Annotated in this window: 19 protein-coding genes; 9 read left to right on the forward strand and 10 right to left on the reverse strand. The window is 70.7% G+C overall.

Going from position 1 to position 23033, the window contains the following annotated elements; genetic code table 11:
- Positions 1-1137: a ferrochelatase gene (locus GCN81_RS17415; protein WP_156725552.1), complete on the reverse strand. Its 1137-nt coding sequence runs from the start codon at positions 1135-1137 to the stop codon at positions 1-3.
- Positions 1138-1307: 170 nt separating this feature from the next.
- Between GCN81_RS17415 and GCN81_RS17420 the strand changes: the two genes are divergently transcribed.
- Complete coding sequence (locus GCN81_RS17420; protein WP_156725553.1) at positions 1308-2564, forward strand: MFS transporter; 1257 nt, start codon at positions 1308-1310, stop codon at positions 2562-2564.
- The gene (locus GCN81_RS17425; RefSeq protein ID WP_197287682.1) at positions 2536-3852 is read left to right on the forward strand and encodes a D-arabinono-1,4-lactone oxidase; all 1317 of its coding nucleotides are present in this window, start codon (positions 2536-2538) and stop codon (positions 3850-3852) included. Before GCN81_RS17420 ends, GCN81_RS17425 begins: the two co-directional genes overlap by 29 nt.
- Positions 3853-3858: 6 nt before the next feature.
- Here GCN81_RS17425 and GCN81_RS31895 read toward each other — a convergent pair whose 3' ends face one another.
- Positions 3859-4722 carry a hypothetical protein gene (locus GCN81_RS31895; protein WP_231626785.1) on the reverse strand — a complete coding sequence of 288 codons (864 nt, stop codon included), beginning with the start codon at positions 4720-4722 and terminating at the stop codon, positions 3859-3861.
- A gap of 435 nt (positions 4723-5157) precedes the next feature.
- Here GCN81_RS31895 and sepH point away from each other — a divergent pair, with 435 nt between their 5' ends.
- Positions 5158-6300, forward strand: a complete 1143-nt coding sequence (gene sepH / locus GCN81_RS17440; protein ID WP_156725557.1) for a septation protein SepH — start codon at positions 5158-5160, stop codon at positions 6298-6300.
- A gap of 102 nt (positions 6301-6402) precedes the next feature.
- Here sepH and GCN81_RS17445 read toward each other — a convergent pair whose 3' ends face one another.
- Positions 6403-7227: a sulfurtransferase gene (locus GCN81_RS17445; RefSeq protein WP_156725558.1), complete on the reverse strand. Its 825-nt coding sequence runs from the start codon at positions 7225-7227 to the stop codon at positions 6403-6405.
- Positions 7228-7366: 139 nt separating this feature from the next.
- On the opposite strand from GCN81_RS17445, the gene GCN81_RS17450 reads away from it, so the two are divergent.
- From GCN81_RS17450 to GCN81_RS17470, 5 genes are all read left to right on the forward strand, one after another.
- Positions 7367-8140 carry a VOC family protein gene (locus GCN81_RS17450; protein WP_156725559.1) on the forward strand — a complete coding sequence of 258 codons (774 nt, stop codon included), beginning with the start codon at positions 7367-7369 and terminating at the stop codon, positions 8138-8140.
- Between the two features lie 104 nt (positions 8141-8244).
- Positions 8245-8973, forward strand: a complete 729-nt coding sequence (locus GCN81_RS17455; RefSeq protein ID WP_156725560.1) for a TetR/AcrR family transcriptional regulator — start codon at positions 8245-8247, stop codon at positions 8971-8973.
- A 27-nt stretch (positions 8974-9000) separates the two neighbouring features.
- Entirely contained in the window at positions 9001-10170 is a 1170-nt protein-coding gene (locus GCN81_RS17460) for an MAB_1171c family putative transporter (protein WP_156725561.1), read from the forward strand.
- A gap of 318 nt (positions 10171-10488) precedes the next feature.
- Positions 10489-10932, forward strand: a complete 444-nt coding sequence (locus GCN81_RS17465) for a helix-turn-helix domain-containing protein (protein ID WP_156725562.1) — start codon at positions 10489-10491, stop codon at positions 10930-10932.
- On the forward strand, positions 10929-11510 hold the full coding sequence (locus GCN81_RS17470; protein WP_156725563.1) for a toxin: 582 nt from the start codon (positions 10929-10931) through the stop codon (positions 11508-11510). The genes GCN81_RS17465 and GCN81_RS17470 overlap by 4 nt, the downstream gene beginning before the upstream one ends.
- 22 nt (positions 11511-11532) lie before the next feature.
- On the opposite strand, the gene GCN81_RS17475 is transcribed toward GCN81_RS17470, so the two are convergent.
- The 6 genes from GCN81_RS17475 to GCN81_RS17500 form a co-directional block, all read right to left on the reverse strand.
- The gene (locus GCN81_RS17475; protein ID WP_156725564.1) at positions 11533-14871 is read right to left on the reverse strand and encodes an aminotransferase class I/II-fold pyridoxal phosphate-dependent enzyme; all 3339 of its coding nucleotides are present in this window, start codon (positions 14869-14871) and stop codon (positions 11533-11535) included.
- Between the two features lie 77 nt (positions 14872-14948).
- Positions 14949-15890, reverse strand: coding sequence for an NAD-dependent epimerase/dehydratase family protein (locus tag GCN81_RS17480; protein WP_156725565.1), 942 nt, complete (start codon positions 15888-15890; stop codon positions 14949-14951).
- Between the two features lie 156 nt (positions 15891-16046).
- The gene (locus GCN81_RS17485) at positions 16047-16697 is read right to left on the reverse strand and encodes a thymidine kinase (protein WP_156725566.1); all 651 of its coding nucleotides are present in this window, start codon (positions 16695-16697) and stop codon (positions 16047-16049) included.
- A gap of 79 nt (positions 16698-16776) precedes the next feature.
- The gene (locus GCN81_RS17490) at positions 16777-17976 is read right to left on the reverse strand and encodes an alkaline phosphatase family protein (protein WP_156725567.1); all 1200 of its coding nucleotides are present in this window, start codon (positions 17974-17976) and stop codon (positions 16777-16779) included.
- The gene (locus GCN81_RS17495) at positions 17976-18569 is read right to left on the reverse strand and encodes a DUF5998 family protein (protein WP_156725568.1); all 594 of its coding nucleotides are present in this window, start codon (positions 18567-18569) and stop codon (positions 17976-17978) included. Before GCN81_RS17495 ends, GCN81_RS17490 begins: the two co-directional genes overlap by 1 nt.
- 112 nt (positions 18570-18681) lie before the next feature.
- The gene (locus GCN81_RS17500; RefSeq protein WP_156725569.1) at positions 18682-21594 is read right to left on the reverse strand and encodes a bifunctional acetate--CoA ligase family protein/GNAT family N-acetyltransferase; all 2913 of its coding nucleotides are present in this window, start codon (positions 21592-21594) and stop codon (positions 18682-18684) included.
- A gap of 128 nt (positions 21595-21722) precedes the next feature.
- Between GCN81_RS17500 and GCN81_RS17505 the strand changes: the two genes are divergently transcribed.
- Positions 21723-22004, forward strand: a complete 282-nt coding sequence (locus GCN81_RS17505) for an HPr family phosphocarrier protein (protein ID WP_156725570.1) — start codon at positions 21723-21725, stop codon at positions 22002-22004.
- A gap of 183 nt (positions 22005-22187) precedes the next feature.
- Here GCN81_RS17505 and GCN81_RS17510 read toward each other — a convergent pair whose 3' ends face one another.
- Positions 22188-22910: a GntR family transcriptional regulator gene (locus GCN81_RS17510; protein WP_156725571.1), complete on the reverse strand. Its 723-nt coding sequence runs from the start codon at positions 22908-22910 to the stop codon at positions 22188-22190.
- Positions 22911-23033: the final 123 nt, after the last annotated feature.

Genomic DNA, 23033 nt, shown 5'->3' on the forward strand with positions numbered 1-23033 from the left:
TTACGCGTAGGGGCTGTCGGCACCAGCGGCCGCCGGACGCGGTGCGCGGGCGGGGCAGCAGCCGACGGGGCACAGGTCGTGGCTCGCGCCGAGCGCCCCCAGCGCGCAGGGCTTGACGTCCTCTCCGCGCTCGGTGGCGGCTCGCTCCACGACCAGCTCGCGCACCGCGGCGGCGAACCGCGGGTCCGCTCCGACGGTCGCCGAGCGCGCCACGGGCAGACCGAGCTCCGCGGCCTTGGCGGTGGCCTCGGTGTCGAGGTCGTACAGCACCTCCATGTGGTCCGAGACGAAACCGATCGGGACCATGACCACCGCGGGCACGCCCTGCCCGTGCAGCGCTTCGAGGTGGTCGCAGATGTCCGGCTCGAGCCAGGGGACGTGCGGAGCGCCGGAGCGCGACTGGTAGACGAGCTGCCAGGGATGGTCGGTCCCGGTCTCCTCGCGTACGGCGTCGGAGATCAGCCGTGCGACGTCCAGGTGCTGCGCCACGTACGCGCCGCCCTCGCCGTGCGCCTCCGGGGGCCCGGAGGTGTCCGCGGCCGCGTCCGGGATGGAGTGCGTGGTGAAGGCCAGGTGCGCCCCCGCCCGTACGTCGTCGGGCAGCTCGGCGAGCGACTTCAGGACACCGTCGATCATGGGCCGTACGAAGCCGGGGTGGTTGAAGTAGTGCCGGAGCTTGTCCACCCGCGGCAGTTCAAGGCCCTCGGAGCGCAGGGTCGCGAGAGCGTCGGCGAGGTTCTCGCGGTACTGGCGGCAGCCCGAGTAGGAGGCGTACGCGCTGGTCGCGAGGACGAGGACACGGCGGCGGCCGTCTTGGACCAGCTCCCGCAGGGTGTCGGTCAGATAGGGCGCCCAGTTGCGGTTGCCCCAGTAGACCGGCAGGTCCAGACCGTGGTCAGCGAAGTCCTTGCGCAGGGCGTCGAGAAGGGCGCGGTTCTGGTCGTTGATCGGGCTGACACCGCCGAACAGGAAGTAGTGCTGTCCCACCTCCCTGAGCCGCTCCTTGGGGATACCGCGGCCCCTGGTCACGTTCTCCAGGAAGGGCACCACGTCCTCGGGGCCTTCCGGGCCGCCGAACGAGAGCAGCAGCAGGGCGTCATACGGGGTCGCATCAGTCGAACCAAGCGCTTCGGGCATGGCCCGATCCTGCCACTTGGGGCGAGCGCGGCGGAAATGGCGGTGCGGTGCACGTCACATCGGCCCTAAGCTGTACCGGTTCTTCAGTCGCCTCATCGTTTTCTCTTCTTGTCTTCAGTCTCTGCTTCCTCAGTCGCCTCACCTTCGTCGCCGCCTCACCGGAGTCCTCCTTGGCCAGCCCGTACCGCGCGATCTTCTCCACCCCCGGCACTCGGGCGTTCTCCGCGGCGGGATTCCTGGGACGGCTGCCGCTGGCCATGCTCGGCATCGGCATCGTGACGATGATCTCCCAGCTCACCGGCCGCTACGGGCTCGCGGGGGCGCTCTCGGCCACGGTCGCGCTGTCCGCCGCGGTGATCGGCCCGCAGATCTCCCGGCTGGTGGACCTGTACGGCCAGCGCCGGGTGCTACGCCCCGCGACGCTGGTCGCGCTGACCGCCGTCACGGGACTGCTCGTCGTGGCCCAGCTGGAGCTGCCCGACTGGGTCTTCTTCGTCTGCGCCGCGTTCGCGGGCTGTGTCCCGAGCCTGGGGGCGATGGTCAGGGCGCGCTGGGCCGAGCTCTACCGCACCGACCCGCGGCGGCTGCACACCGCGTACTCCTTCGAGTCCGTGGTGGACGAGATCTGCTTCATCTTCGGGCCGATCGTGTCGATCGGTCTGTCCACGGTCTGGTTCCCGGAGGCGGGGCCGCTGTTCGCCGTGCTGTTCCTGGCGACCGGTGTCTTCTGGCTGACCTCGCAGCGCTCCACCGAGCCGGTGCCGGGTCCGCGCGAGCAGCACGGCCGGGGTTCGGCGCTGCGTTCGGGCGGACTGCGGGTGCTGATGCTGGCGTCCGTCTGCATCGGCACGGTCTTCGGCTCGATCGATGTGGTGACGGTCGCCTTCGCGGACGAGCGGGGCCACCAGGCGGCCGCCAGCCTGGTGCTCGCCGCGTACGCGCTGGGCTCGTGCCTGGCCGGGGTGGTCTACGGGCTGCTCGACCTCAAGGCGGCGCCCGCCCGGCGGTGGCTGCTGGGCGTCAGTGTGATGGCCGTGAGTATGATCCCGCTTCAACTGGTCGGGAACCTGGCGTTGCTGGCCGTGGTGCTCTTTGTCGCGGGCCTCTCCATCGCACCGACGATGGTGACCACCATGGCCCTCGTCGCGGAGCACGTACCCCGCGCGAAACTGACCGAGGGAATGACCTGGACGAGTACCGGGCTCGCGGTCGGCATCGCGCTCGGCTCGTCGGTCGCGGGATGGGTGATCGACGCCTCCGGGGCGAGAGCCGGGTACGCGGTACCGGTCGCAGCCGGTGCCGTCGCGGTCGTGGTCGGGCTCCTGGGCTACCGCTGGCTGAACAAGCCGGTACCGCTGCGGGGAGGAACCGATGAGCACGGTGAGCAGAAGCGGAACGATGAGCAGACCACGCAGGGCGTGGCGTAACTGGGCGGGGAACATCACCTCCCGGCCGCATCGGGAGATATCGCCCGCGTCAGTGGACGAGCTCGCCGACGCGGTACGTCAGGCCGCCGAGGACGGCCGCCGGGTGAAGGCCGTGGGCACCGGACACTCCTTCACCTCGGCCGCCACGACCGACGGGGTGCTGATCCGCCCCGAACTCCTCACCGGCATCCGCGCGATCGACCGCGCCGCGGGGACCGTCACCGTGCTGGCCGGAACGCCGCTGAAGCGGCTGAACCGGGCCCTGGCCAGGGAGGGCCTGTCGCTCACCAACATGGGCGACATCATGGAGCAGACCGTCGCGGGCGCCACCAGCACCGGAACCCACGGCACCGGCCGCGACTCGGGATCGCTCTCCGCGCAGATCGTCGGCCTCGAACTGGTCACCGCTGACGGCTCGGTGCTGCGCTGCTCCGCGAAGGGGACCGCCGAAGAACGCGCGGTCTTCGCGGCGGCCCGGATAGGGATCGGCGCGCTGGGCGTCGTCACCGCGCTCACCTTCGCCGTCGAGCCGATCTTCCTGCTGACCGCCCGCGAAGCGCCGATGAGCTTCGATCAGGTGACCGCGGAGTTCGACCAGCACGTCGCCGAGAACGAGCACTTCGAGTTCTACTGGTTCCCGCACACCAACAACTGCAGCACCAAGCGCAACAACCGCAGCGCGGGCCCCGAGGACCCCGTGGGCCGGCTCAGCGGCTGGTTCGAGGACGAGTTCCTCTCCAACGGCGTCTTCCAGGCGGCCAACTCCCTGGGCCGGGCTGTCCCTCCGGCCATTCCCTCGATCGCCAAGATCTCCAGCCGGGCGCTCTCCGCCCGCACCTACACCGACATCCCCTACAAGGTCTTCACCTCCCCGCGCCGGGTGCGCTTCATGGAGATGGAGTACGCGATCGACCGCTCGGCCCTCGTCGAGACGCTGCGTGAACTGCGGGCGATGGTGGACCGCTCCCCGCTGCGGATCAGTTTCCCCGTCGAGGTCCGTACCGCGCCCGCGGACGACATCACGCTGTCCACGGCGTCGGGGCGGGAAACCGCGTACATCGCCGTGCACATGTACCGGGGCATGCCGTATCAGGCGTACTTCACCGCCGCCGAGCGGATCTTCACCGCCCATGGCGGGCGGCCGCACTGGGGCAAGGTGCACACCCGCGACGCGGAGTACCTGGCGTCGGTCTATCCGCGGTTCGGCGAGTTCACGGCGCTACGGGACCGGCTGGACCCGGAACGGCTGTTCGGCAACGACTATCTGCGGCGGGTGCTGGGCGCGTAGGCGTTCTCACTCGGCGGGCGTGCCGGTCCCGTCCTGCACGGTTCCGTCCGTGCCGCTGCCTGAGTTGTCCGGCGTGGGGGTCGGGGTCGGCGTTGGTGTGGGAGTAGGGGTCGGCGTGGGCGTCGGGGTCGGGGTCGGCGTGGGGGTCGGGGTGCTGTCTCCGTCGTCCGGGGTCGGGGCGGTGGGATCGGCCGGATCGGTCGGGTCGGTCCCCTGGGATGTATCGCCGCCGGGCGTGCGGTCGCCGTCGGTGGAGGACCCCGAGGGGTCGGTCGAGGGGGTGGGGTCGGAGTCGCGGTGGGACGAGGGGCCGTGACCGGTGATCGTGCTGACGACGCTCCCCCCGTCGCTGTCGAAGGCGTCGCCGGACACCGTCTCGTACGTCACGATGCCCGCCATGGTCACCCCGAAGATCAGCGCGGCGCCCAGGAGCGGCCGCCTCCAGCTCCGTATCCGCTTGCCGTGCACCGTGGCCGCGCCGAAGTCGTCGGATGGCGGCGGCACGGTGCGGAGCAGCAGCGTCCGCTCGGCCGTCGGCAGCGCCCGTGTCGGGACGGCGTCGGCGTCGACGGTGGCGGTGGCGCCGGTGGCCGTCAGCTGCCGGGTACCGGGCTTGGAACGCACCGCGGCCTCTTTGACCTGCTCACCGGTGCGGGAGAAGAAGTGCTGGAAGACCGTGCCGCCGCAGGTGGCGATGACGCTCACCAGACCGGCACCGAGGATCGTCCCGTAGACACCGAAGCTGGACGCCAGCTTCGCCGCCACGACCGCGGCCACGGCGCTGCCCGCGACCTGAGGCACGCTCAGATCGATCCTCTTCTTCTTCGGCTCCTCGTTCGACTGCTTGCCGGAATCCGACTGCTCAGCCATCCCCGTCCCTTGCTCGCCTTCGTATACACACGCACTGCCTGTCTACAGAAGGGACAAATGGGCGAAGTGAATAGTTCCGCTTCTGGCGTTTATGTGAAGCAGCCCACCTGTGTAAGCAGGGGATATGGATGCGGCGGCGGCCAACTCCCTTACCCGGCGAGAACTTGGGCGGCGCGGCGGTCCACCCCTGTGGCCCGAATGGAGTACTGTTGCGAGCCCTGGGTCCGGTCTCCAGCCTGGGTGTCCGGGGACCTCACCAGCCCTCCGGAAGGGGGGTCGCTGCACAGAGTGACGAGAGTCACTTAGCGTTGCGAATAGGTAACCGTGCCATAACGGCGCTCCAGGGCCCCTGCCCGACACGCCGGGCAAATCGGCAAGGTTGTGGCAGGCTGCACCCGGGCAGGCCACACTCGACTAGCGGAAGCAGCGACGCACGTGACGTCGGCAGGCACCACCCGGGAGGTCCCCATGCCCGAACTGCGTGTCGTGGCCGTCAGCAACGACGGCACACGGCTGGTGTTGAAGGCTGCGGACAGCACGGAGTACACGCTTCCGATCGACGAACGGCTGCGCGCCGCGGTGCGCGGCGACCGCCCCCGTCTGGGCCAGATCGAGATCGAGGTGGAGAGCCACCTCCGCCCCCGCGACATCCAGGCCCGGATACGTGCCGGTGCCTCGGCGGAAGAGGTCGCCCAGCTCGCCGGTATCCCGGTCGATCGCGTACGCCGCTTCGAGGGCCCGGTGCTCGCGGAGCGCGCTTTCATGGCCGAGCGGGCCCGGAAGACCCCGGTCCGCCGCCCCGGCGAGAACACCGGACCGCAGCTCGGCGACGCCGTACAGGAGCGGCTGCTGCTGCGCGGCATCGACAAGGACACCGTCCAGTGGGACTCCTGGCGCCGTGATGACGGCACCTGGGAGGTGCTGCTCGGCTACCGCGCCGCGGGCGAGATCCACACCGCCAGCTGGACGTACGACCCGCCGCGGCGGCTGGTCCAGGCCGTGGACGACGAGGCGCGCTCGCTGATCGGCGAGTCCGACGACATCTCCGCGACGCCCGAGCCCAGCTTCCCCTTCGTTCCCCGGATCGCCCGGCTGCCCCGCGACCGGCCGCTGGACCGCGCGCTCGACCGGCAGATGGACCGCCCGGCGGAGCGGCCGAGCCTTCCCTCGCCGAGCCCGGAGCCCGCCGAGGAGAGCACGACGGCCACCGGCTCGTCCGAGCAGGGGCGGGACTCGCTCACCAGTCTGCTGGAGGCGGTACCCAGCTTCCGGGGCGACATGGTCGTGCCGGACCGCCCGTCCGCGGCGCCCGCCGCGGCGACGGGCGCCAGCTTGCCCGCCGCCGACGAGCCTGAGCAGGATCTGGAGTTGGAGGCCGAGGAGCCGGCACCGGCCGCGTCGGCGGGGTCCGCGTACGCGGACGTCCTGATGCCGCGCGCGGTGGCCGGACACCGGGACCGGCTCGTGGGCACCACCGACCGGCAGGCGGAGGCGGACGGGGTCCGGCCCGGGCGCCGGGCTGCGGTCCCCAGCTGGGACGAGATCGTCTTCGGCACCCGCCGTAAGAAGCAGGACTGAGCGGCCACCAAGCCTCCGCTAAGACTCCGCTACGCCGCCACAGGCCAGGCCAGGCCCGCCCCGCGTCACGGAGCGGACCCGGTTGAGCCGTGCCGTACCTGCCTACGGGTTCGGGCCCGTCGCGACGGGACGGGAGTCGTCCGACGACCACTCCGACCACGAGCCCGGATACAGCGCCGCCGGAATCCCGGCGACCGCGAGTGCCAGCACCTCGTGGGCGGCCGAGACGCCCGAACCGCAGTACACGCCGACCTCGGTATCCGCCCCCGCGCCGAGGCGTGCGAAGCGGCTGGCCAACGTGGCGGGCGGCAGGAAACAGCCGTCGGCGTCGACGTTCTCGGTCGTCGGCGCGGAGCGGGCGCCCGGAATATGCCCGGCAACCCGGTCGATGGGCTCCACCTCGCCCCGGTAGCGCTCCCCCGCGCGTGCGTCCAGGAGCACTCCCCTGCGCGCCAGCGCCGCGGCCCCGTCGGCGTCAAGCACCGGCAGCGCCCCGGGTACCGGCACGAAGTCACCGGCCGCCGGTGCCGGTGTGGACACGGAGAGCGGCCCGTCCCACACGGCGAGCCCGCCGTCCAGAACCCGTACCGATGCGTGCCCCGTCCAGCGCAGCAGCCACCACGCGCGCGCCGCGGCCCAGCCCTGAGCGCCGCCGTACACCACCACCGGGCGCGTCACGGACACCCCGGCAGCCCGCATCGCCGCGCCGAACACCTCCAGGTCAGGCAGCGGATGGCGGCCACCGGAACCGGGCGGACCGGCCAGCTCGGCGTCCAGATCGACGAAGACCGCGCCGGGGATATGCCCGGCCTCGTACGCGGGGCGGCCATGCGGCCCACCCAGCAGATAGCGAATATCCAGGACTACCGGTGGGTAGTCACCTGCCAACTCGACCGCGAGTTCGGATGCGGAGATGATGTCATTCATGGCCACATCCTTGCGCAGAGTCTGGCCGCCTCGCCCAGGGGCGGATAGCCTGCACCGCCGGGTGTTTCGTTGATCGACACCGACCCGAAGCCGCGCGGAACCACACGGGTCACCATGACGGTCCGAGGAGAGAGTGACGATGACCGAGTCCGCAGCTCGGCACACACCCGGCACGCCGTGCTGGGAAAGTCTGATGGTGCACGGCATGGCCGCCACCCAGGAGTTCTACGGCGCACTGTTCGGCTGGGAGTTCCGGCCGGGTCCCGAGCAACTCGGGCCGTACGTCCGTGCGCTGCTTGACGGGCACGAGGTGGCCGGGATCGGCAACCTGCCCGCCGACCGGCATCTGCCGATCGCCTGGACGCCCTATCTGGCATCGGACGACGCGGACGCCACGGCCGAGACCATCCGGCACTGCGGCGGCACCGTCGCGGTCGGCCCGCTGGATGCCGGAGACGCCGGGCGGCTGGTCCTCGCCACCGACCCCGCGGGCGCGGTGTTCGGCATCTGGCAGGCCGCCGAGCACGCGGGGACGAGCCTGAAGGGCGAGCCGGGCACCCCGGTGTGGAACGAACTGGTGACCCGCGACACCGCGACGGTCGCCAAGTTCTACCAGCACCTCTTCGGGTACGAGGAAGAGGCCGTGATCTCGGCCGACTTCGACTACCTGACGCTCCATCTCGACGGACGGCCGGTGGCAGGGCTGCACGGCGTCGGCAACGCCCTGCCGCGCGACCTGGGACCGCACTGGATGACGTACTTCGAGGTCGAGGACACCGATGCGACGGTGGAGCGGGTCGTCGAGCTGGGCGGCCATGTGCTGCGGCCCGCGCGCGACGGCGGCCACGGCCGGATGGCGACCGTCGCGGACCCCGAGGGCGCGGCCTTCACGGTCGTTCACTCGGCCCGCTGACGGGCGCTGACGGGCGCGACAGCATGGCTGGATCACCACCGCGAAGCTGAGGTTCTCGGCCAACTCCTCTCCTGACCCTGGTGACCGACAGGTACGGTCTGGGCATGGATACTTCTGGAGCACGCGACACCGATGATCACACTGGTGCGCCGTCGGTCATCAAGGCCGCAGCGCGCGAACTCCTCGCGAAACTGGGGGCCCAGGGGCTGTCCCTGGATGCCGTCGCCCAGAGCAGCGGTCTCGCCGTCACCGATGTGGAAGCCGCCTTCCCTCACCGTGACGACCTGCTGACCGCGCTCGTCATCGACGCCTACAACGCGTCCGGTGCCGCGATGGAAGAGGCCGATCAGGCCGCCGCGGACACCCAGGCGTCGGCGGGCGCGCGACTCCTCGCGGCTACCCGCGCGTTGCGGCAGTGGTCCTTCGACAACCCCGCCGAGTTCACCCTCATCTACGGGTCGCCCGTGGTGGACTACCACGCTCCGCAGGAGACCGTCCCGCCCGCCTCGCGGACCCCCGCGGTCCTTGCCAGCATCGTGCGTTCGGGACTCGAGGCCGGGGAACTCACGCCTCCCCGGCGGACCGTGGCCGGTCCCTCGCTGCTGCGGCCCGAGGCCGTGGAGCTCTTCGGCGGTGTGCCCGAGGCGCCGTTCTCGGACATCATCGAGCGCGGAATCGTGCTGTGGAGCAATCTGATCGGGCTCCTGGTGTTCCAGGTGTTCAGCCGTACGCACGACAGCGTCAGGGACGAGGCCGCGTTCTTCGACTACGCCATCGCCGTGGCGGCCGAGAGTGTCGGACTCTCGGTTCCCGTGGCCGAGACCTCCGACTGACCCATCTGACTGGCTGGCCGACTGACCGTGAACACCACCAGAACCCTCCTCTTCGTCATCTCGGCACTCTCCTCCTACGCCGCGCTCGCGTACCGGCTGTCCCAAGTCCGACGCAGCTGGCAGGACAGTGCCTACCGCACCCTGGTCGTCACGCTGGGGTTCCAGTGCCTCACCTTCACCATGGGCGCGGTGGCCATGGGAGGCGAGAGCTTCCTGGGCGTCGGCAACCTCGCGATCCTGCTGATGCATCTGTCGGCGGTCGCGTTCTGCGTCAGCGCGCAGATCATCCTGCTGCGCTGGGCGGCCGCCGACGAGGCGGCGATACGTAAGACCCGCTACTGGATGATCACCGGCATCGTGCTCAACGCGCTGCTGGCGGCTCTGTTCTTCCTCGCCGACGGGCCGGGGCGGCCGACGTCCGACTTCGACGGCACCGACCGGCCGCTGGTCCTCACGTACCTGCTGTTCTTCGTCGTGTCTCAGGCGGTGCCGTGCGTCACAATCTTCCGCCAGTGCGGCCCCTACGCCCGTATGACCGACAACGCCTCGCTGCGGCAGGCCCTGCGGATGCTGTCCGTCGCGGCGGTGACGCTGTTCCTCTACTGCACGGCCAGGGCGGTCAATATCCTCACCGGCGCGGCCGGGGTCGACATCGGAGTCTGGCGGGTCGCCGCTTCCGTCTTCAGTACGGTGGGCATCGTCATACTCTCGCTCAGCCTGACCCTGTCCTCCTGGGGGCCTTCCGTGGACAAGTTCCTGGACTGGGCGCGCTGTTACCGGTCGTACCGGGCGCTGTACCCGCTCTGGCGGGATCTGTACGAGTCCTCCCCGGACATCGTCCTGGAGCCACCCGGGACGTCGGTATCCGACCTCAACTACCGCCTGCACCGGCGAGTCGTCGAAATACGGGACGGATGGCGGGACTTGCGCCCCTACATCGACCGCAGCACCAACGGCGCGGTCAAAACCGGCACCAGTACGGGCACGGGTACAGGTACGAGCGAGGAGTGCCAGCAAGCACTCACCGAAGCCGCTCAGATCAGACAGGCCCTGCACGCCAAGCGCAACGGCACCGCGCCCGCCGACAACGCGGACGTCGGCGATTTCGAAGACCGCGATACGGACAACTTCTCGGCGGAAGTCGCCTGGCTCACCAAAGTCTCGGCCGCCTACAGTAAGCTCGGCAACGCGAGTTGAGAACTCCCGCCCGGTCCGCATCCCCCGTCGGACCGGGCGGGCTTTGTTTCCCCCACCGCATCCCCCGTTCCCCCGCTTTCCCCTCGACCGGGGCGGGCGCGCCCCGGCCGGCCCGGCTCATCCCCCAAGAGCCTGACCGACATCGCCGATTGACCAGCAACCAACTCGACCACCCCCGTAAGCCAAGTTAACTGACAGCTATCGGCGATCCCCAACGTTGGCGGACTCTCGGCCGATTGTCAACTGTCCGCTAATCTGCGAAACTTACAGATAGCCGAGGGCTATGCAGCCGAGGAGGTGACGGGAGGGAGATTCACCATGTCCGAGACTGAGGACCGTCCGCTGCTCGCGGCGCGTCTGGACGACCTCTTCAAGACCATTCGCCCGAAGGGCCGGCACTGGACCAATGCCGAGGTGGCGGAGGAGCTGAAGCGGACCAACCCCGAACTCAAGGTCGGGGGTGTGTACCTGTCGCAGTTGCGGTCGGGCAAGCGCTCCAACCCCTCACCCGACCTGCTGGCGGCCCTGGCCCGCTTCTTCGGTGTGTCGGTCGCCTACTTCTTCGACGAAGAGGTCGCGCAGTCGGTACTCGGCGAGGTCGCCGCCATCGAGGCGCTGCGGCAGGCGGGGGTCCGCTCCGTGGCGATGCGGGCGGCGGGGATGAAGAAGGAGAATCTCCAAGCCATCACCGCCATCATGGATCAGTACCGGCACATGCAGGGCCTTCCGCCCGTCGCCGACCCCCCTGCGGAGTCGGAGTGACTGATACGAGGAAGGGGCGGTCCGCCGACCAGGACCGCCACAGCCAGCTCAAGAAGCTCCGCAAGACCGGCGCTCGGCGCATCGCCGAACTCGAGCTGCCGGAGGTGGCCGATGTGGCCGAGTTGTGCCGCCATCTCGGCGAGATCCGTGACCGTCCGATCACGCTGGTCCCGATGAAGATGCCCGCGTCGCACCCGTGCGGGATGTGGGTCGCCGCACGCGACGAGGACCTCATCTTCTACGACGCCAACACGACCAGCGCCCATCAGGAGCACATCATCTTGCATGAGCTGGGCCACATCATCTGCTGTCATCGCGGCGCGGGTCTGCTGGATGAGGCGACCGCCCGACTCCTCTTCCCCAACCTCGACCCCGACCTCGTACGCGACATGCTCCTGCGCGCGACCTACGACGACATTCAGGAACAGGAGGCGGAGATCATCGCCTATCTGCTCTCCCAACGCGTGGGCAGCACCGGGCAGCAGTACGGGGACGCGCCGCCTGCCGAGGAAGCGGCGGACGACGCGGACTCCGGAAACAACGCCATGCTCAGCCGGATCGAACGCACTCTGATCTGACGTGAGTTACCTACAGCCCGCCTTACGCGGCGGCGGACGCCACCTCCTCGGCCAGGATCGACACGGCCCTGCGGATCTCGTCCGCACGGTGTTCGCTGGTGAGGAAGAACCGCAGCCTCGCGAGGCCCTCCTCCACGGCGGGATGGAAGATCGGGTCCGCGATGACGCCCCGGGCGTACAGCCGGTCCGCGACCCGCAAGGTCCGCGCCGAACTGCCCAGGAGGCACGGCACGATCGGGGTGTGGGCACTGGAGCCCGTCGCCAGACCGGCCGATGTGGCGAGTTCCAGGAAGAGCTCCGCGTTACGACGCAGCGCACGCACCCGGTGCGGCTCCGCGACGATCAGCTCGGCGGCGGCAAGCGCCGCTGCCGCGTTGGCCGGGGTCAGGCCGACGCTGTAGACGAAGCCCGGCAGTGTGTGGCGCAGCCATCGCACCATCCGGGCCGAGCCGCCGAGGTAGCCACCACAGCCGGCGAACGCCTTGGAGAGGGTGCCCATCCACAGATCCACGTCGGACCGTACGACGCCGTGGAACTCTCCGACGCCGCGGCCGCTTTCGCCCACGGTGCCGATGCTGTGCGCCTCGTCGACCAGCAGCAGGGCGCCGTACCGCTTCTTCAGCTCGATCACGCGGGGCAGGTCGACGAGATCGCCGTCCATGCTGTAGGCACCTTCGACGGCGATCAACACCCTTCTGAACCGGGACCGGTTGATCCGCAACAGGTGTTCCAACTGGCCGAAGTCGTTGTGGGCGAAGGGGCGTCGCGCCGCGCCGGACAAGGCGCAGCCCTGCAGGATGCTGTCGTGGGCGAGCGCATCGTGGATCACGAGGTCCCCCGCGCCGACCAGGTGCCCTATCGCGGTGACGTTGGTGGCATGGCCGCTCACCAGTGTCAGGCAGTCCTCGACGCCGAGGAAGGCGGCGAGTGCCTGCTCGAGTCGTACGGTCAGGTCCCGTTCGCCGGAGAGCACGCGGCTCGCGGAGACCGAGCTTCCATACCGGTCCACCGCCTGGTGGACGGCCTCGTTGACCACCGGATGACCGGAGAGCCCCAGGTAGTTGTAGCTGCCGAAGGAGAGGTACGACTGGCCGCCGATCACCGTCGTGTCGCGGATGTTGCCCTCGTGCACCCGGAAGTACGGGAAATCCGCACCACTGCCTTTGATCGCGCTCAAGCGCTCCTCGAACTGCCGCACCTCCGGAAAGTCATCGACACAGGCGGCCTCGGGGGCCCAGGTGGCCTGCGGCTGCGGGGGCAGGGGCAGGGGTTCAGCGCAGGCCGAGGTCTCCGGGGCTATAGGGGCGGCCAGCGCGATCAGCCGCTCGATGGTGAGGTCGGGCGAGAACATCTCCTCGGTGCGGAAGCCCGGTATCCGCTTGCCGATGTTCACCTCCAGCTCCTGCAGCATCAGGGAGTCGAAGCCGAGCTCGGTCACCAGCGTCATCCGCTCGCTCAGGTCGGAGAGCGGGAAGACTCCGGCCCGCGACACCTCTTCGAGCACAATGGACGCGGCGGACGAGACGAACACCGCGGACGGAGCGGGCTCGGCCTCTTCCCCCGCGTGCGGGACCTGGGGGGCGACGTCACTCTCGAGAGCCGACTCGTCCACCGCCCAGTGGCGGCGGGGAGCCAGCGGACTCGGCGGCAGGGTGCACGGGGGTATTCGCTCCCTCATCGGCAGATCACCGGGAGGTACGGTGCCCGTCGGCTGCCCCAGCCCAAGCTCCCCCGTACGGCCCGCGGCCAGGGCCTCGGCGGCCGCGGTCAGCTTGGCGGCGGCGTCGGCGGTGTCCTCCACCACCAGGGCGAGGCGCTCCTCAAGGGGCGCCCGGTGAGCCAGGGTCGCCGCCACCCGCGCCGTCGGCAGTTGGTCGGCGGTGATGGTGTGTGCCAACTCTTCGGCGTAGCGGGCGAGGCCCGCCCGGTCACGGGCGCTGAGGGCCAGGAGGTGCGGCCCGGCGTCCGGTGTCGGAAAGCCCGGCGGCGTGGTGCACTCCTCCACCACCAGATGGACACCGGTGCCGCCGAAGCCGAAGGCGCTCACTCCCGCCCGGCGCGGCGCTCCCGACTCCAGCCAGGGGAGCGCCTTGGTCGGGACGGTCAGGCCCGCGCTGTCGAGCCCGGGGCCGTCGGCCAGGTCGAACTCCGGCTGCGGCGGTATCACTCCCCGGTGCACCGCCAGGACGCTCTTGATCAGTCCGGCCAGCCCGGCGGCGTTGAGCGAGTGGCCCACCACGGCCTTGACCGCGCCGACGAACGCGGGGGCGGCACGCTCACCCCGCAGCTCACGCAGCACACCGACCTCGACGGGGTCGCCGACCGCGGTCCCGGTGCCATGGGCCTCCAGGTACCCCGCCGCGTCCGGGGCGAGTCCGGCATCCCGGTAGGCCCGGCGCAGCGCGCGGAGCTGACCGGCCGGCTGGGGCGTCATCCCGCCGTGCACGGTCCCGTCGTTGGCCGTTCCCACACCCCGGATCACCGCGTACACCCGGTCACCCGCCGCCAACGCGTCGGACAGGGGACGCAGGACGAGGACCCCGGCGCCCTCCCCCAGGACGAAGCCGTCGGCCTCCGCACCGAACGGCAGGCATCTGCCGCTGCGCGAGATGGCGCCGACCCGGCACAGTCCCACCAGCAGGTCAGGGGTGAGGATCAGTTGGGCGCCGCCCGCGAGTGCGATCCGGCTGCGTCCCGCACGCAGGGCGTGCACGGCGTTGGCCACGGCCATCAGGCCGCCGGAGCACGCCGAGTCCAGCGCATAGCTCTCGCCGTGCAGATCGAACACCGAACTGATCGTGCTCGGCCCCATGTTGAGCAGCAGCCCGGACACGGATGTGCCATTGAGCCCGCCGACCGCGCGGACCGTGTCCTGCCACCGCGGGTCGGTGATCCGTGCCCCGAACTCGCCACCGGCCAGCTGACGCATCCGGATTTGCAGGGTACTGATCTCGCGGTAGCCGCTCTCGGTGAGCGACGTGATCACCGAGGTCTCCTCGCGGTCGAAGCCCTCGACCTCCCATCCCGCGTCCTGGATCGCCTCGCGGGCGAGGTCGACAAGGAGCCGGTGTTGCGGGTCCATCGCCCGGGCCCGCCGCGGCGGGATGCCGTAGTGCTGCGCGTCGAAGTGACCGACGTCCGGCAGCAGCGCCATGGTGTCCACATACGCCGCCGACGCGTCACGGAAGTTGTCGCTGAGAAAGGCCTCTCTCCGCCACCGTGAGTCCGGAACGGTGGCGAACTGTGCCTGCGGGGCCTCCAGGAGCCGCCAGTACTCATTGACGTTCCGCGCCCCCGGAAAGCGGCAAGCCATCCCCACGATCGCGACGTCGTCCCGCCGCGCTCCCGCTGAATCCGTCATCGCATCCGCCCCCGTCACACCTGTCGCGCCTGTCACTTGTCAGTTCTCCCCCTGTCCCCTGTCATGCGGTGCTGGCGTTAGCCAGTGCCGCCCAGTCGCTTACGCCACCAGTCCACGGTCTCCTCGATCTGCCTCTCGACAGGAGTGGCTCGTACGGCGAACTCGGCCTCGTAAGCACGCGAGTCGACGACGAACGAACGGTCGAACTGATAGCGGAGTTCCTTCAGTTCGCGGATCAGCGGCGAGAAGAGCGAGGCGACGCCCAGCACGGCCGACGGCAGCCTTCGCACCGCGACCTGTTCCGTTCCCGACTGAGCGGCAAGGCGGTTGACCATCTCCCGGACGGACAGCGCGGGCTCCGTCGGTACGTGCCAGGCCCGACCCCAGGCTCGCTCCTCGCCCGCGACCTCGACCAGCGCCCTGGCCACGTCGGGGAGATAGGTCCAGCTGTGCGGGACGTCCGGGTCCCCCAGTGTGGAGACCGGCTTGCCGCGCAGCACGCGTGGCACGACGCGCGCGGCCAGGTGCCCGCCATCGGTCACGCCGGGCCCGAAGAAGTCCGAGGCCCGCACCTCCACGGCCCTGACGCGGCCCTGGTCGTGCAACTGCCGCGCCTGCTCCCACACGGTGGCGCGCACCCGCCCCTTGGGGCCGGTCGCCGCGAGCGGCAGCTCCTCGGTGAGGGGCCCGTCTACCGGACCGTAGCCATAGAGGTTGCCCAGCATGACCAGGACGGCCCCGGTCGCCTCGGCCGCCTCGCAGATCGACGCCGCGAGGGGCGGCCAGTCACTCGCCCAGCGGTGGTAGGGCGGTGCGGCGCAGCTGTAGATCACTGCAGCGCCCTGAACTGCCTCGCTCAGTTGCTTGCTGTCCGTCGCATCCAACGCGACGTGCTCGATGCCGGGTTCTGGACTGCGACCCGACGTGGTGATGACTCGTACCGAATGACCTTTTTCGGCCAGCTGCCGGGCGGTGGCCGCCCCGGCGGGCCCGAAACCTACGACGACTTGAAGACTCACTCGCACAAAGTAGCGCGAGCCTCTGACACTCTCGCGTCCTGCGTGCGTCAGGCGCGGGGGGATAGCCCATAATTTCGGCCAACCTCACACCAGCGGGACCAGAATTCGCCGTCCGGAACGTCCTGAACGTCGTGACGTCGTGAACCCCGTGGCCGCTCAGTGAGCGGTAACCGGCAGCACATCAGGCGACAGCGCCGCGGCGTGTGCCGACGCGCTCGTCATCCGCCGACGGTGGTGACGGCGGCACAGGACCTCGTAACCGACCTCCCCCGCCAGCTGGTTCACATCACCGACCACCACCTGGGCGCCTTCGACGACCATCACGCCGCCGACCGTACGGGCGTTGTGCGTAGCCCGTGCGCCACACCAGCACAGCGCCTCGACCTGCAGCGCCTCCAGCCGGTCGGCCAGCTCGATCAGGCGCTGCGACCCAGGGAACAACTTGGACCGGAAGTCGGTGGTGATCCCGAAGGCGAAGACGTCCAGCTCCAGGTCGTCCACGATGCGGGCGAGTTGGTCGATCTGGTCGGGGGCGAGGAACTGCGCCTCATCGACGATCACGTAGTCCACCCGGCCACCGCGCGAGACGTGGTCGACGAGATAGGCGTACAGATCCATGCCCTCGTCGGCCTCGACGGCGTCGGTGACCAGACCCAGGCGCGAGGAGAGCTTGCCCTCGCCCGCCCGGTCGTCCCGGGTGAAGATCACGCCTTGCAGGCCACGAGCGGAACGGTTGTGGCCGATCTGCAGGGCCAGTGTGCTCTTCCCGCAGTCCATCGTTCCGGAGAAGAACACCAGCTCGGACATGGGGTGGTTCAAGCCTTTCAGGCAGTGCGACAAGGTACGTCAGATACGTACCGTCAGGAACGGGGGTCGAAAACCGGCGTCAGGAACGAACTTCAAGCAGCGGTACGAGTTGCTCGGCGGGGGTCATGGAACCGTGGTTGCCCACCATCAGCGACTCGTTGGGCTCCCCTTCCGACGCGATGATCAGCACGTCGTCGCGGGCCGCGGCGATCACATCGCCCAGGCGGCCACGCACCCGCTCGTCGATCCGCGGCCCGAACCAGCCCGCGGCGATCGCCTCGTCCCGGCTCGCCACCCAGAACTGCTCGCCGAGCACCTCGCGCCAGCAGGTGAGGACGTCCGCCTCGGCGCCCGGGACGGCGTACACATGGCGGGCCCGGCCCTCGCCGCCCAGCAGGGCGACCCCCGCGCGCAGTTCCCAGTCCGCGTCGAAGTCGATCCGGGTCTCATCCCCGAAGGGGATGTCGACCATGCCGTGGTCGGCGGTGACATAGAGCGCGCTGCGCGGCGGAAGCTGCTCGGCCAGTCGCTGGACCAGCCGGTCGACGTACATCAACTGGCCGCGCCAGGCGTCGGAGTCGACACCGAAGCGGTGGCCCTTGCCGTCCAGTTCCGCGTAGTACGTGTAGACCAGCGAACGGTCGCCCGCGGCGAGCTGCTCGGCGGCGAGGTCCATCCGCTCCTCGCCGGCGAGGCGGCCGTGGAAGACGCCGCCGCTCAGGGCGATCTTGGTGAGCGGGGTGTCGCGGAAGGTGGGCGAGGAGACCTGGGCGGTGTGCACGCCTGCCTGGTCGGCGAGCTGGAAGACCGTGGGGTACGGCTGCCAGACCTTCGGCTGGGTCCAGGGGTTCCAGCGGAGCTGGTTCATCAGCTCGCCGGTGGCGGGGTTGCGCACGGTGTAGCCGGGCAGTCCGTGGGAGCCGGGCGGCAGGCCCGTACCGACCGAGGCCAGTGAGGTCGCGGTAGTGGCCGGGAAGCCCGCGGTGATCGGGCGCCGGGTGCCGCCCCGGGAGCTCGCGAGGAGCGAGGTGAGATACGGCGCCTCGTCCGGGTGGGCCAGCAGTTGCTCCCAGCCAAGGCCGTCGATCAGGAAGACGCAGTTCCGGTCGGCCGGGGTGAGCTCGGGGGTGGCCGCTTCCAAGCCGGGGACGCTCATCCCGGCGGCGAGGGTCGGCAGCAGGTCGGCCAGCGATCCCTTGCCGTACTCGGGCACGGGCGCCGAGGCGACGTCCAGCGGCTGCGGGTCCTGCCAGGCGGTGGAGGGAGACGGGTGGGACATCAGCGGCCGGTGCCGGTCGCCGCGGTCGCCTCCGAGAGCGCCTGGGCGAAGACCAGGGTCTGGCGCACGGTGTCCGGGCCGTCACCGGCCTCGCTGACCCTGAGGCTCAGGTCGTCCGCGGTGGAGTTGCCGGTGTAGCCGTGGTCCGCCTCGCAGTTGGGGTCGCCGCAGGCCGCGGGCTCCAGGTCGATACGGGAGACGGCGCCCCAGCCGATGGTGAGCAGGACCTCGCGGGGCAGCGTGCCCGGCTGGTACTTCTCGGGGTTGGCGACGACGCGGCTGACCACGACCGACGAGATCCGGCCGATCTTGACGGACTCCGTGGAGGTGGTCGCGTACGGCGTCGGCGAGGTGGTGTCGGCGGCCTGCTCGTCGGTGTGGCTGACGATGAAGCGGGTGCCGGTCAGGACGAGGACCGTGACATGGCGACGCACTTCGTTCGAGTCGAACGTGGTCTCCTGGTGTACCAGGTACGAGGCGATCGCCTCGCCGCCGACGGCGGCCTCCACCGCCTCGGCCACGAGGGTCGGGTAATAGCCACTGCGCTCGATCGCCGTGCGCAGCCCCTGGGTCGTCGTACCGGTCTTCGCCATGGGCACCATCCTACGGGGACCCGGTGACTACCGGTGCCCTGCGGGGCCTGGCCTTGTCCGGCCTGTGGGGGCCGCGGTGGAGTGTTCGCCACGGGGCCCTGGGTGAGCGCGGTCAGTACGCCGGGAGGGTGCGGGGGCCCAGGTCGCCGCGGGCCGGGGGCGGTGCGAGGCGTACGGAGCCGCTCAGCACGGAGACGCCGCGCTGGGCGACGATCACCGGCTCCAGCGCGACGCCGACCACTTCGGGGTGGTCGTCGACCAGGCGGGAGACCCTCAGCAGCAGTTCCTCCAGGGCCGCGGTGTCGACGGGCGCGGAACCACGCCAGCCGAACAGCAGAGGCGCCGTCCTGATCGACCGGATCAGCCCCGCGGCGTCGCGGTCGGTGACCGGGACGAGCCGGTGCGCGATGTCGCCCAGCAGCTCGGACGGGGCTCCGGCCAGGCCAAACGAGAGCACTGCTCCGGCAGCCGGGTCGATGACCGCCCGTACGACGGTGTCCACGCCTCGCGGGACCATGGCCTGCACCACCGGTCGCAGCTCGGCGGGCTTGCCGAGGGCGTGGGTCAGTTCCGTGTAGGCGGTGCGCAGTTGTGTCTCATCCGCGAGATCCAGGCGTACGCCTCCGAGGTCGGCCCGGTGCCGCAGATGCGGTGCGGTGGTCTTCAGCGCGACCGGGTAGCCGAGCCGCTCGGCGGCGCGCACCGCCTCGTCGGGGTCGGGTGCGGGCAGGGCGCCGCGTACCTCGATGCCGTAGCGGCCCAGCAGCTCCTGGGCGTCGGCCGGGGCGAGCTCGAATCCCCGGCCACCGGCCGTGTCGGCGAGCAGCGCCTCGATCCGCTGGGCCGCGCCACTCTCGTCGATGGTCTCGTCGATGAACTCGGGTACCTTCCCGGGCCGCGCGGCCTCCCGACGCCACTCCGCGTACGTGACGGCTTTCGCGAGCGCCCGTACGGCTCGCTCGGCCGCGGGGTAGGCGGGGATCATCGCGGGCGCGGAGGCCGAGGCGGCCAGCGCGTCCCGTGCGTCCCGTGCGTCTGGTTCGTCCGGTTCCGGTTCGTCCGGCGCTCCCGGCGCGGTGGGTGGGGTTGGTGGGGCAGTAGGGGCGGGGGGTGAGGCTGGGGCTGTGCTCGTCGCCGCCGCGAGGGCTTCGGCCAGGCCGCCCAGTTCGACGTGGACGACCGCGACCGGTTTGGCGGGCGCACCTGCGGTCGCGGAGCGGAGCGCCTCGGCGAGCACCTCACCCTCACCTTCGGCCTCGCCCCCGCCTTCGCCTGACGCGGTGGCGCCGTCCTCTTCCACCCAGGGGATCGCCGTGACCACCACGGCGTCACAGGCGGGGTCCGCGAGCGCGGCCGCCAGGCCGCGCCGGAAGTCGTCCGGTGTCGCCCGGGTCGTCAGGTCGCGCGGCGCCAGCGGGCGCAGCCCCTCCGCGAGGCAGGCGTCGTAGGTGAGGACGCCGAGCGACTCGGAGTTGCCGAGGATGGCGACCCGGGGGCCCGTGGGCAGCGGCTGACTCCCGAGGAGCAGGCCCGCGTCGACCAGCTCCGTGACGGTGTCGACCCGGATGACGCCCGCCTGGCCGAGCAGGGCGGACACCGTCGTGTGCGGCAGCCGGGTGGTCGGCACCGCGTGGCCGGTCGGGGCGCCGGAGTGCCGGGCGCCCTGGACCACGACGATCGGCTTCACCGCTGCCGTACGGCGCGCGAGCCGGGTGAACTTGCGCGGGTTCCCTATCGATTCGAGGTACATCAGGGCGACGTCGGTGTCCGGGTCGTCGTACCAGTACTGCAGCACGTCGTTGCCCGACACGTCCGCGCGGTTCCCAGCGCTGACGAAGGTGGAGAGCCCCGCCCCGCGCCGGTGCAGCCCGGACAGCAGCGCGATGCCGATCGCCCCGGACTGGGTGAACAGACCGAGCCGCCCCGCGGTCGGCATGCTCGGCGCGAGCGAGGCGTTCAGCCGTGCGTCGGGGGAGGTGTTGAGGACCCCGAAGGCGTTCGGGCCGATCAGCCGCATGCCGTACGAGCGGGCCTGCCGCACCAGCTCGCGCTGCCGCGCGCGCCCGTCGCCGCCCGATTCGCCGTATCCCGCGGAGATCACCACAAGACCGCGCACCCCGCGCTCACCGCACTCCGCGACGACGGACGGCACCTGCGCGACCGGCACCGCGATCACCGCCAGATCCACCGCGTCGGCCGGGTCGATGTCGTGCACCGAGCGGTACGCCGGGACACCGTCCAGCGAGGTCTCGTCCGCGGCGAGGGCCGAGTTCACCGCGTACACCCGGCCGCTGAAGCCCGAGCCCAGGAGATTGCGCAGCAGCGAACGTCCCGTACCGCCGGGTCGGCGCCCGGCGCCGATGACCGCGACCGACCCCGGCGCGAGCAGCCGCTGCACCGAGCGCGCCTCGGCGCGCTGCTCACGGGCGCGCTGTACGGCGAGCGAGCGGTCGGTCGGCTCAAGCTCGAACTCCAGGCGTACGACACCGTCCTCGAAGCTGCGCTTCTGCTGGTATCCGGCGTCCGTGAACACCTTGATCATCTTGGAGTTGGCGGGCAGTACCTCGGCCACGAAACGGCGCACTCCCCGCTCGCGCGCCACCGCGCCGATGTGCTCCAGCAGGGTGGAGGCGACGCCCCGGCCCTGGTGCGCGTCCTGCACCAGGAAGGCGACCTCGGCCTCATCGGCGGGGGGCGACGCGGGCCTGCCGTGCTCGTCGATCCGGTCGTAACGGACGGTCGCGATGAACTCACCGCCCACCGTGACGGCGAGGCCGACGCGGTCCACGTAGTCGTGGTGCGTGAAGCGGTGCACGTCCTTCGCGGACAGCCGGGGGTACGGCGCGAAGAATCGGTAGTACTTTGACTCGTCCGAGACCTGTTCGTAAAAGCTGACCAACCGGTCGGCGTCCGCGCTGGTAATCGGCCTGATCCGGGCGGTGCCGCCATCGCGCAGCACCACGTCGGCCTCCCAGTGGTCGGGGTAGGCCGCGTCCTGCGGCGGCTGCTTCGGCGGCGGCTGCATGGGAGCAGCGTACGGGTCGTGGGCCCGCGGGGAGCGTCGCAGGGCGGCAGGCGCATGCGGAACCACCCACTCCCGCATGCGACACTGGTCTAGACAAGGTATGAGAGACACCTGAAGGGCAGCATCACATGGCTGAGCGCCGCGTCAACGTCGGCTGGGCCGAGGGCCTTCACGCCCGTCCCGCCTCCATCTTCGTCCGCGCGGCCACGGCCGCCGGCGTCCCCGTGACGATCGCCAAGGCTGACGGCAACCCGGTCAACGCCGCTTCCATGCTGGCGGTGCTCGGCCTCGGCGCCCAGGGCAACGAGGAGATCGTCCTGGCTTCCGACGCCGAGGGCGCGGACGCCGCGCTCGACCGGCTGGCGAAGCTGGTCTCCGAGGGTCTCGAGGAACTCCCCGAGACCGTCTGACCTTTGCGCCTAAACCGGCGCCGCTCTCGCGGATGTGGTTTCTCGGCGTGGGGGTTGCTCAATTGATGGTGGCGGCGTTCTCGATGTCGAGGATGCCGCCACTTTCATGTGCGGTCCTATTGTGCGCGGGCAGCGCAAAACAAACCCGCCGGATAACCCCGCACTTTGTATACGGGGCGTTCGTTAATTGGGGGAGCTCGCAATGTTTACGGCGTGTTGCGAATTCCTCACCCGCTCCGCCGGGCGGTCGACCGAACGGCCCACCGGCAGGTCCGCCGGACCGGGAAAGCGCAGCCGGTGCTGCCCGATCGCGCGCTCGGCGTGCAGCGCGGTCAGCGCCCTGGCGCGTTCCGCGTCCCCGCGGGCCACGGCATCGACGATCGCGCCGTGCTCCGCCCAGCACTCCGCTGGCAGGGCGGGCGGGTCGACCGTGTACATCCAGGCGACCTTGTGCCGCAGCTGGGTGAGCAGCGTCGCCAGGCCCGAACTGCCGCAGGCCTGGGCGAGCGTCTCGTGGAACCAGCCGCCCAGCGAGCGCAGATCCTCGCTGTGCCCCGTGCGCGCCCGCTCCTGGCCGAGCCTCACCAGCCCGCGCAGCACCTTGAGATGCGCCTCAGTGCGGCGCTGAGCGGCCCGCGCGGCGCCGAGCGGCTCCAGCAGCAGACGCATCTCCAGCAGGTCCGCGGCCTCCTGGGCGGTGGGCTCGGCGACCTGGGCACCGGCGTGCCTGCGGGTGCGTACGAACCCCTCGGCCTCCAGGGTGCGCAGCGCCTCCCGGACCGGGACGCGCGAGACCCCGTACCGGCGTGCGAGCAGTTCCTCAGTGAGCCGGCTGCCGCGTTCCAGCACACCGGACACGATGTCCTCCCGGATGGCCGTGCATACCGAGTGCGCGGGAACGCGCATGACCTGCCCACCGCCTTAATGTCCGCGAAACGCGATCGAATGACGCCTGTTCGGTGACTCTATTGCAGCACGCGCGGATTTCCGATGGGTGGCCGAAATCCATGGATATTTTTTGGACAACGG

The organism is Streptomyces apocyni (genome assembly GCF_009739465.1).
Classification (GTDB): domain Bacteria; phylum Actinomycetota; class Actinomycetes; order Streptomycetales; family Streptomycetaceae; genus Streptomyces; species Streptomyces apocyni.

Bases quoted from the DNA above. Each gene is read 5' to 3' on its own strand.
- GCN81_RS17505 (WP_156725570.1), top strand. From the start codon at position 21,723: ATGGCTGAGCGCCGCGTCAACGTCGGCTGGGCCGAGGGCCTTCACGCC.
- GCN81_RS31895 (WP_231626785.1), bottom strand. From the start codon at position 4,722: ATGGCTGAGCAGTCGGATTCCGGCAAGCAGTCGAACGAGGAGCCGAAG.
- GCN81_RS17455 (WP_156725560.1), top strand. From the start codon at position 8,245: ATGGATACTTCTGGAGCACGCGACACCGATGATCACACTGGTGCGCCG.
- GCN81_RS17445 (WP_156725558.1), bottom strand. From the start codon at position 7,227: ATGAATGACATCATCTCCGCATCCGAACTCGCGGTCGAGTTGGCAGGT.
- GCN81_RS17450 (WP_156725559.1), top strand. From the start codon at position 7,367: ATGACCGAGTCCGCAGCTCGGCACACACCCGGCACGCCGTGCTGGGAA.
- GCN81_RS17465 (WP_156725562.1), top strand. From the start codon at position 10,489: ATGTCCGAGACTGAGGACCGTCCGCTGCTCGCGGCGCGTCTGGACGAC.
- GCN81_RS17425 (WP_197287682.1), top strand. From the start codon at position 2,536: ATGAGCAGACCACGCAGGGCGTGGCGTAACTGGGCGGGGAACATCACC.
- GCN81_RS17510 (WP_156725571.1), bottom strand. From the start codon at position 22,910: ATGCGCGTTCCCGCGCACTCGGTATGCACGGCCATCCGGGAGGACATC.
- GCN81_RS17495 (WP_156725568.1), bottom strand. From the start codon at position 18,569: ATGGCGAAGACCGGTACGACGACCCAGGGGCTGCGCACGGCGATCGAG.
- GCN81_RS17415 (WP_156725552.1), bottom strand. From the start codon at position 1,137: ATGCCCGAAGCGCTTGGTTCGACTGATGCGACCCCGTATGACGCCCTG.
- GCN81_RS17490 (WP_156725567.1), bottom strand. From the start codon at position 17,976: ATGTCCCACCCGTCTCCCTCCACCGCCTGGCAGGACCCGCAGCCGCTG.
- GCN81_RS17500 (WP_156725569.1), bottom strand. From the start codon at position 21,594: ATGCAGCCGCCGCCGAAGCAGCCGCCGCAGGACGCGGCCTACCCCGAC.
- GCN81_RS17485 (WP_156725566.1), bottom strand. From the start codon at position 16,697: ATGTCCGAGCTGGTGTTCTTCTCCGGAACGATGGACTGCGGGAAGAGC.
- GCN81_RS17475 (WP_156725564.1), bottom strand. From the start codon at position 14,871: ATGACGGATTCAGCGGGAGCGCGGCGGGACGACGTCGCGATCGTGGGG.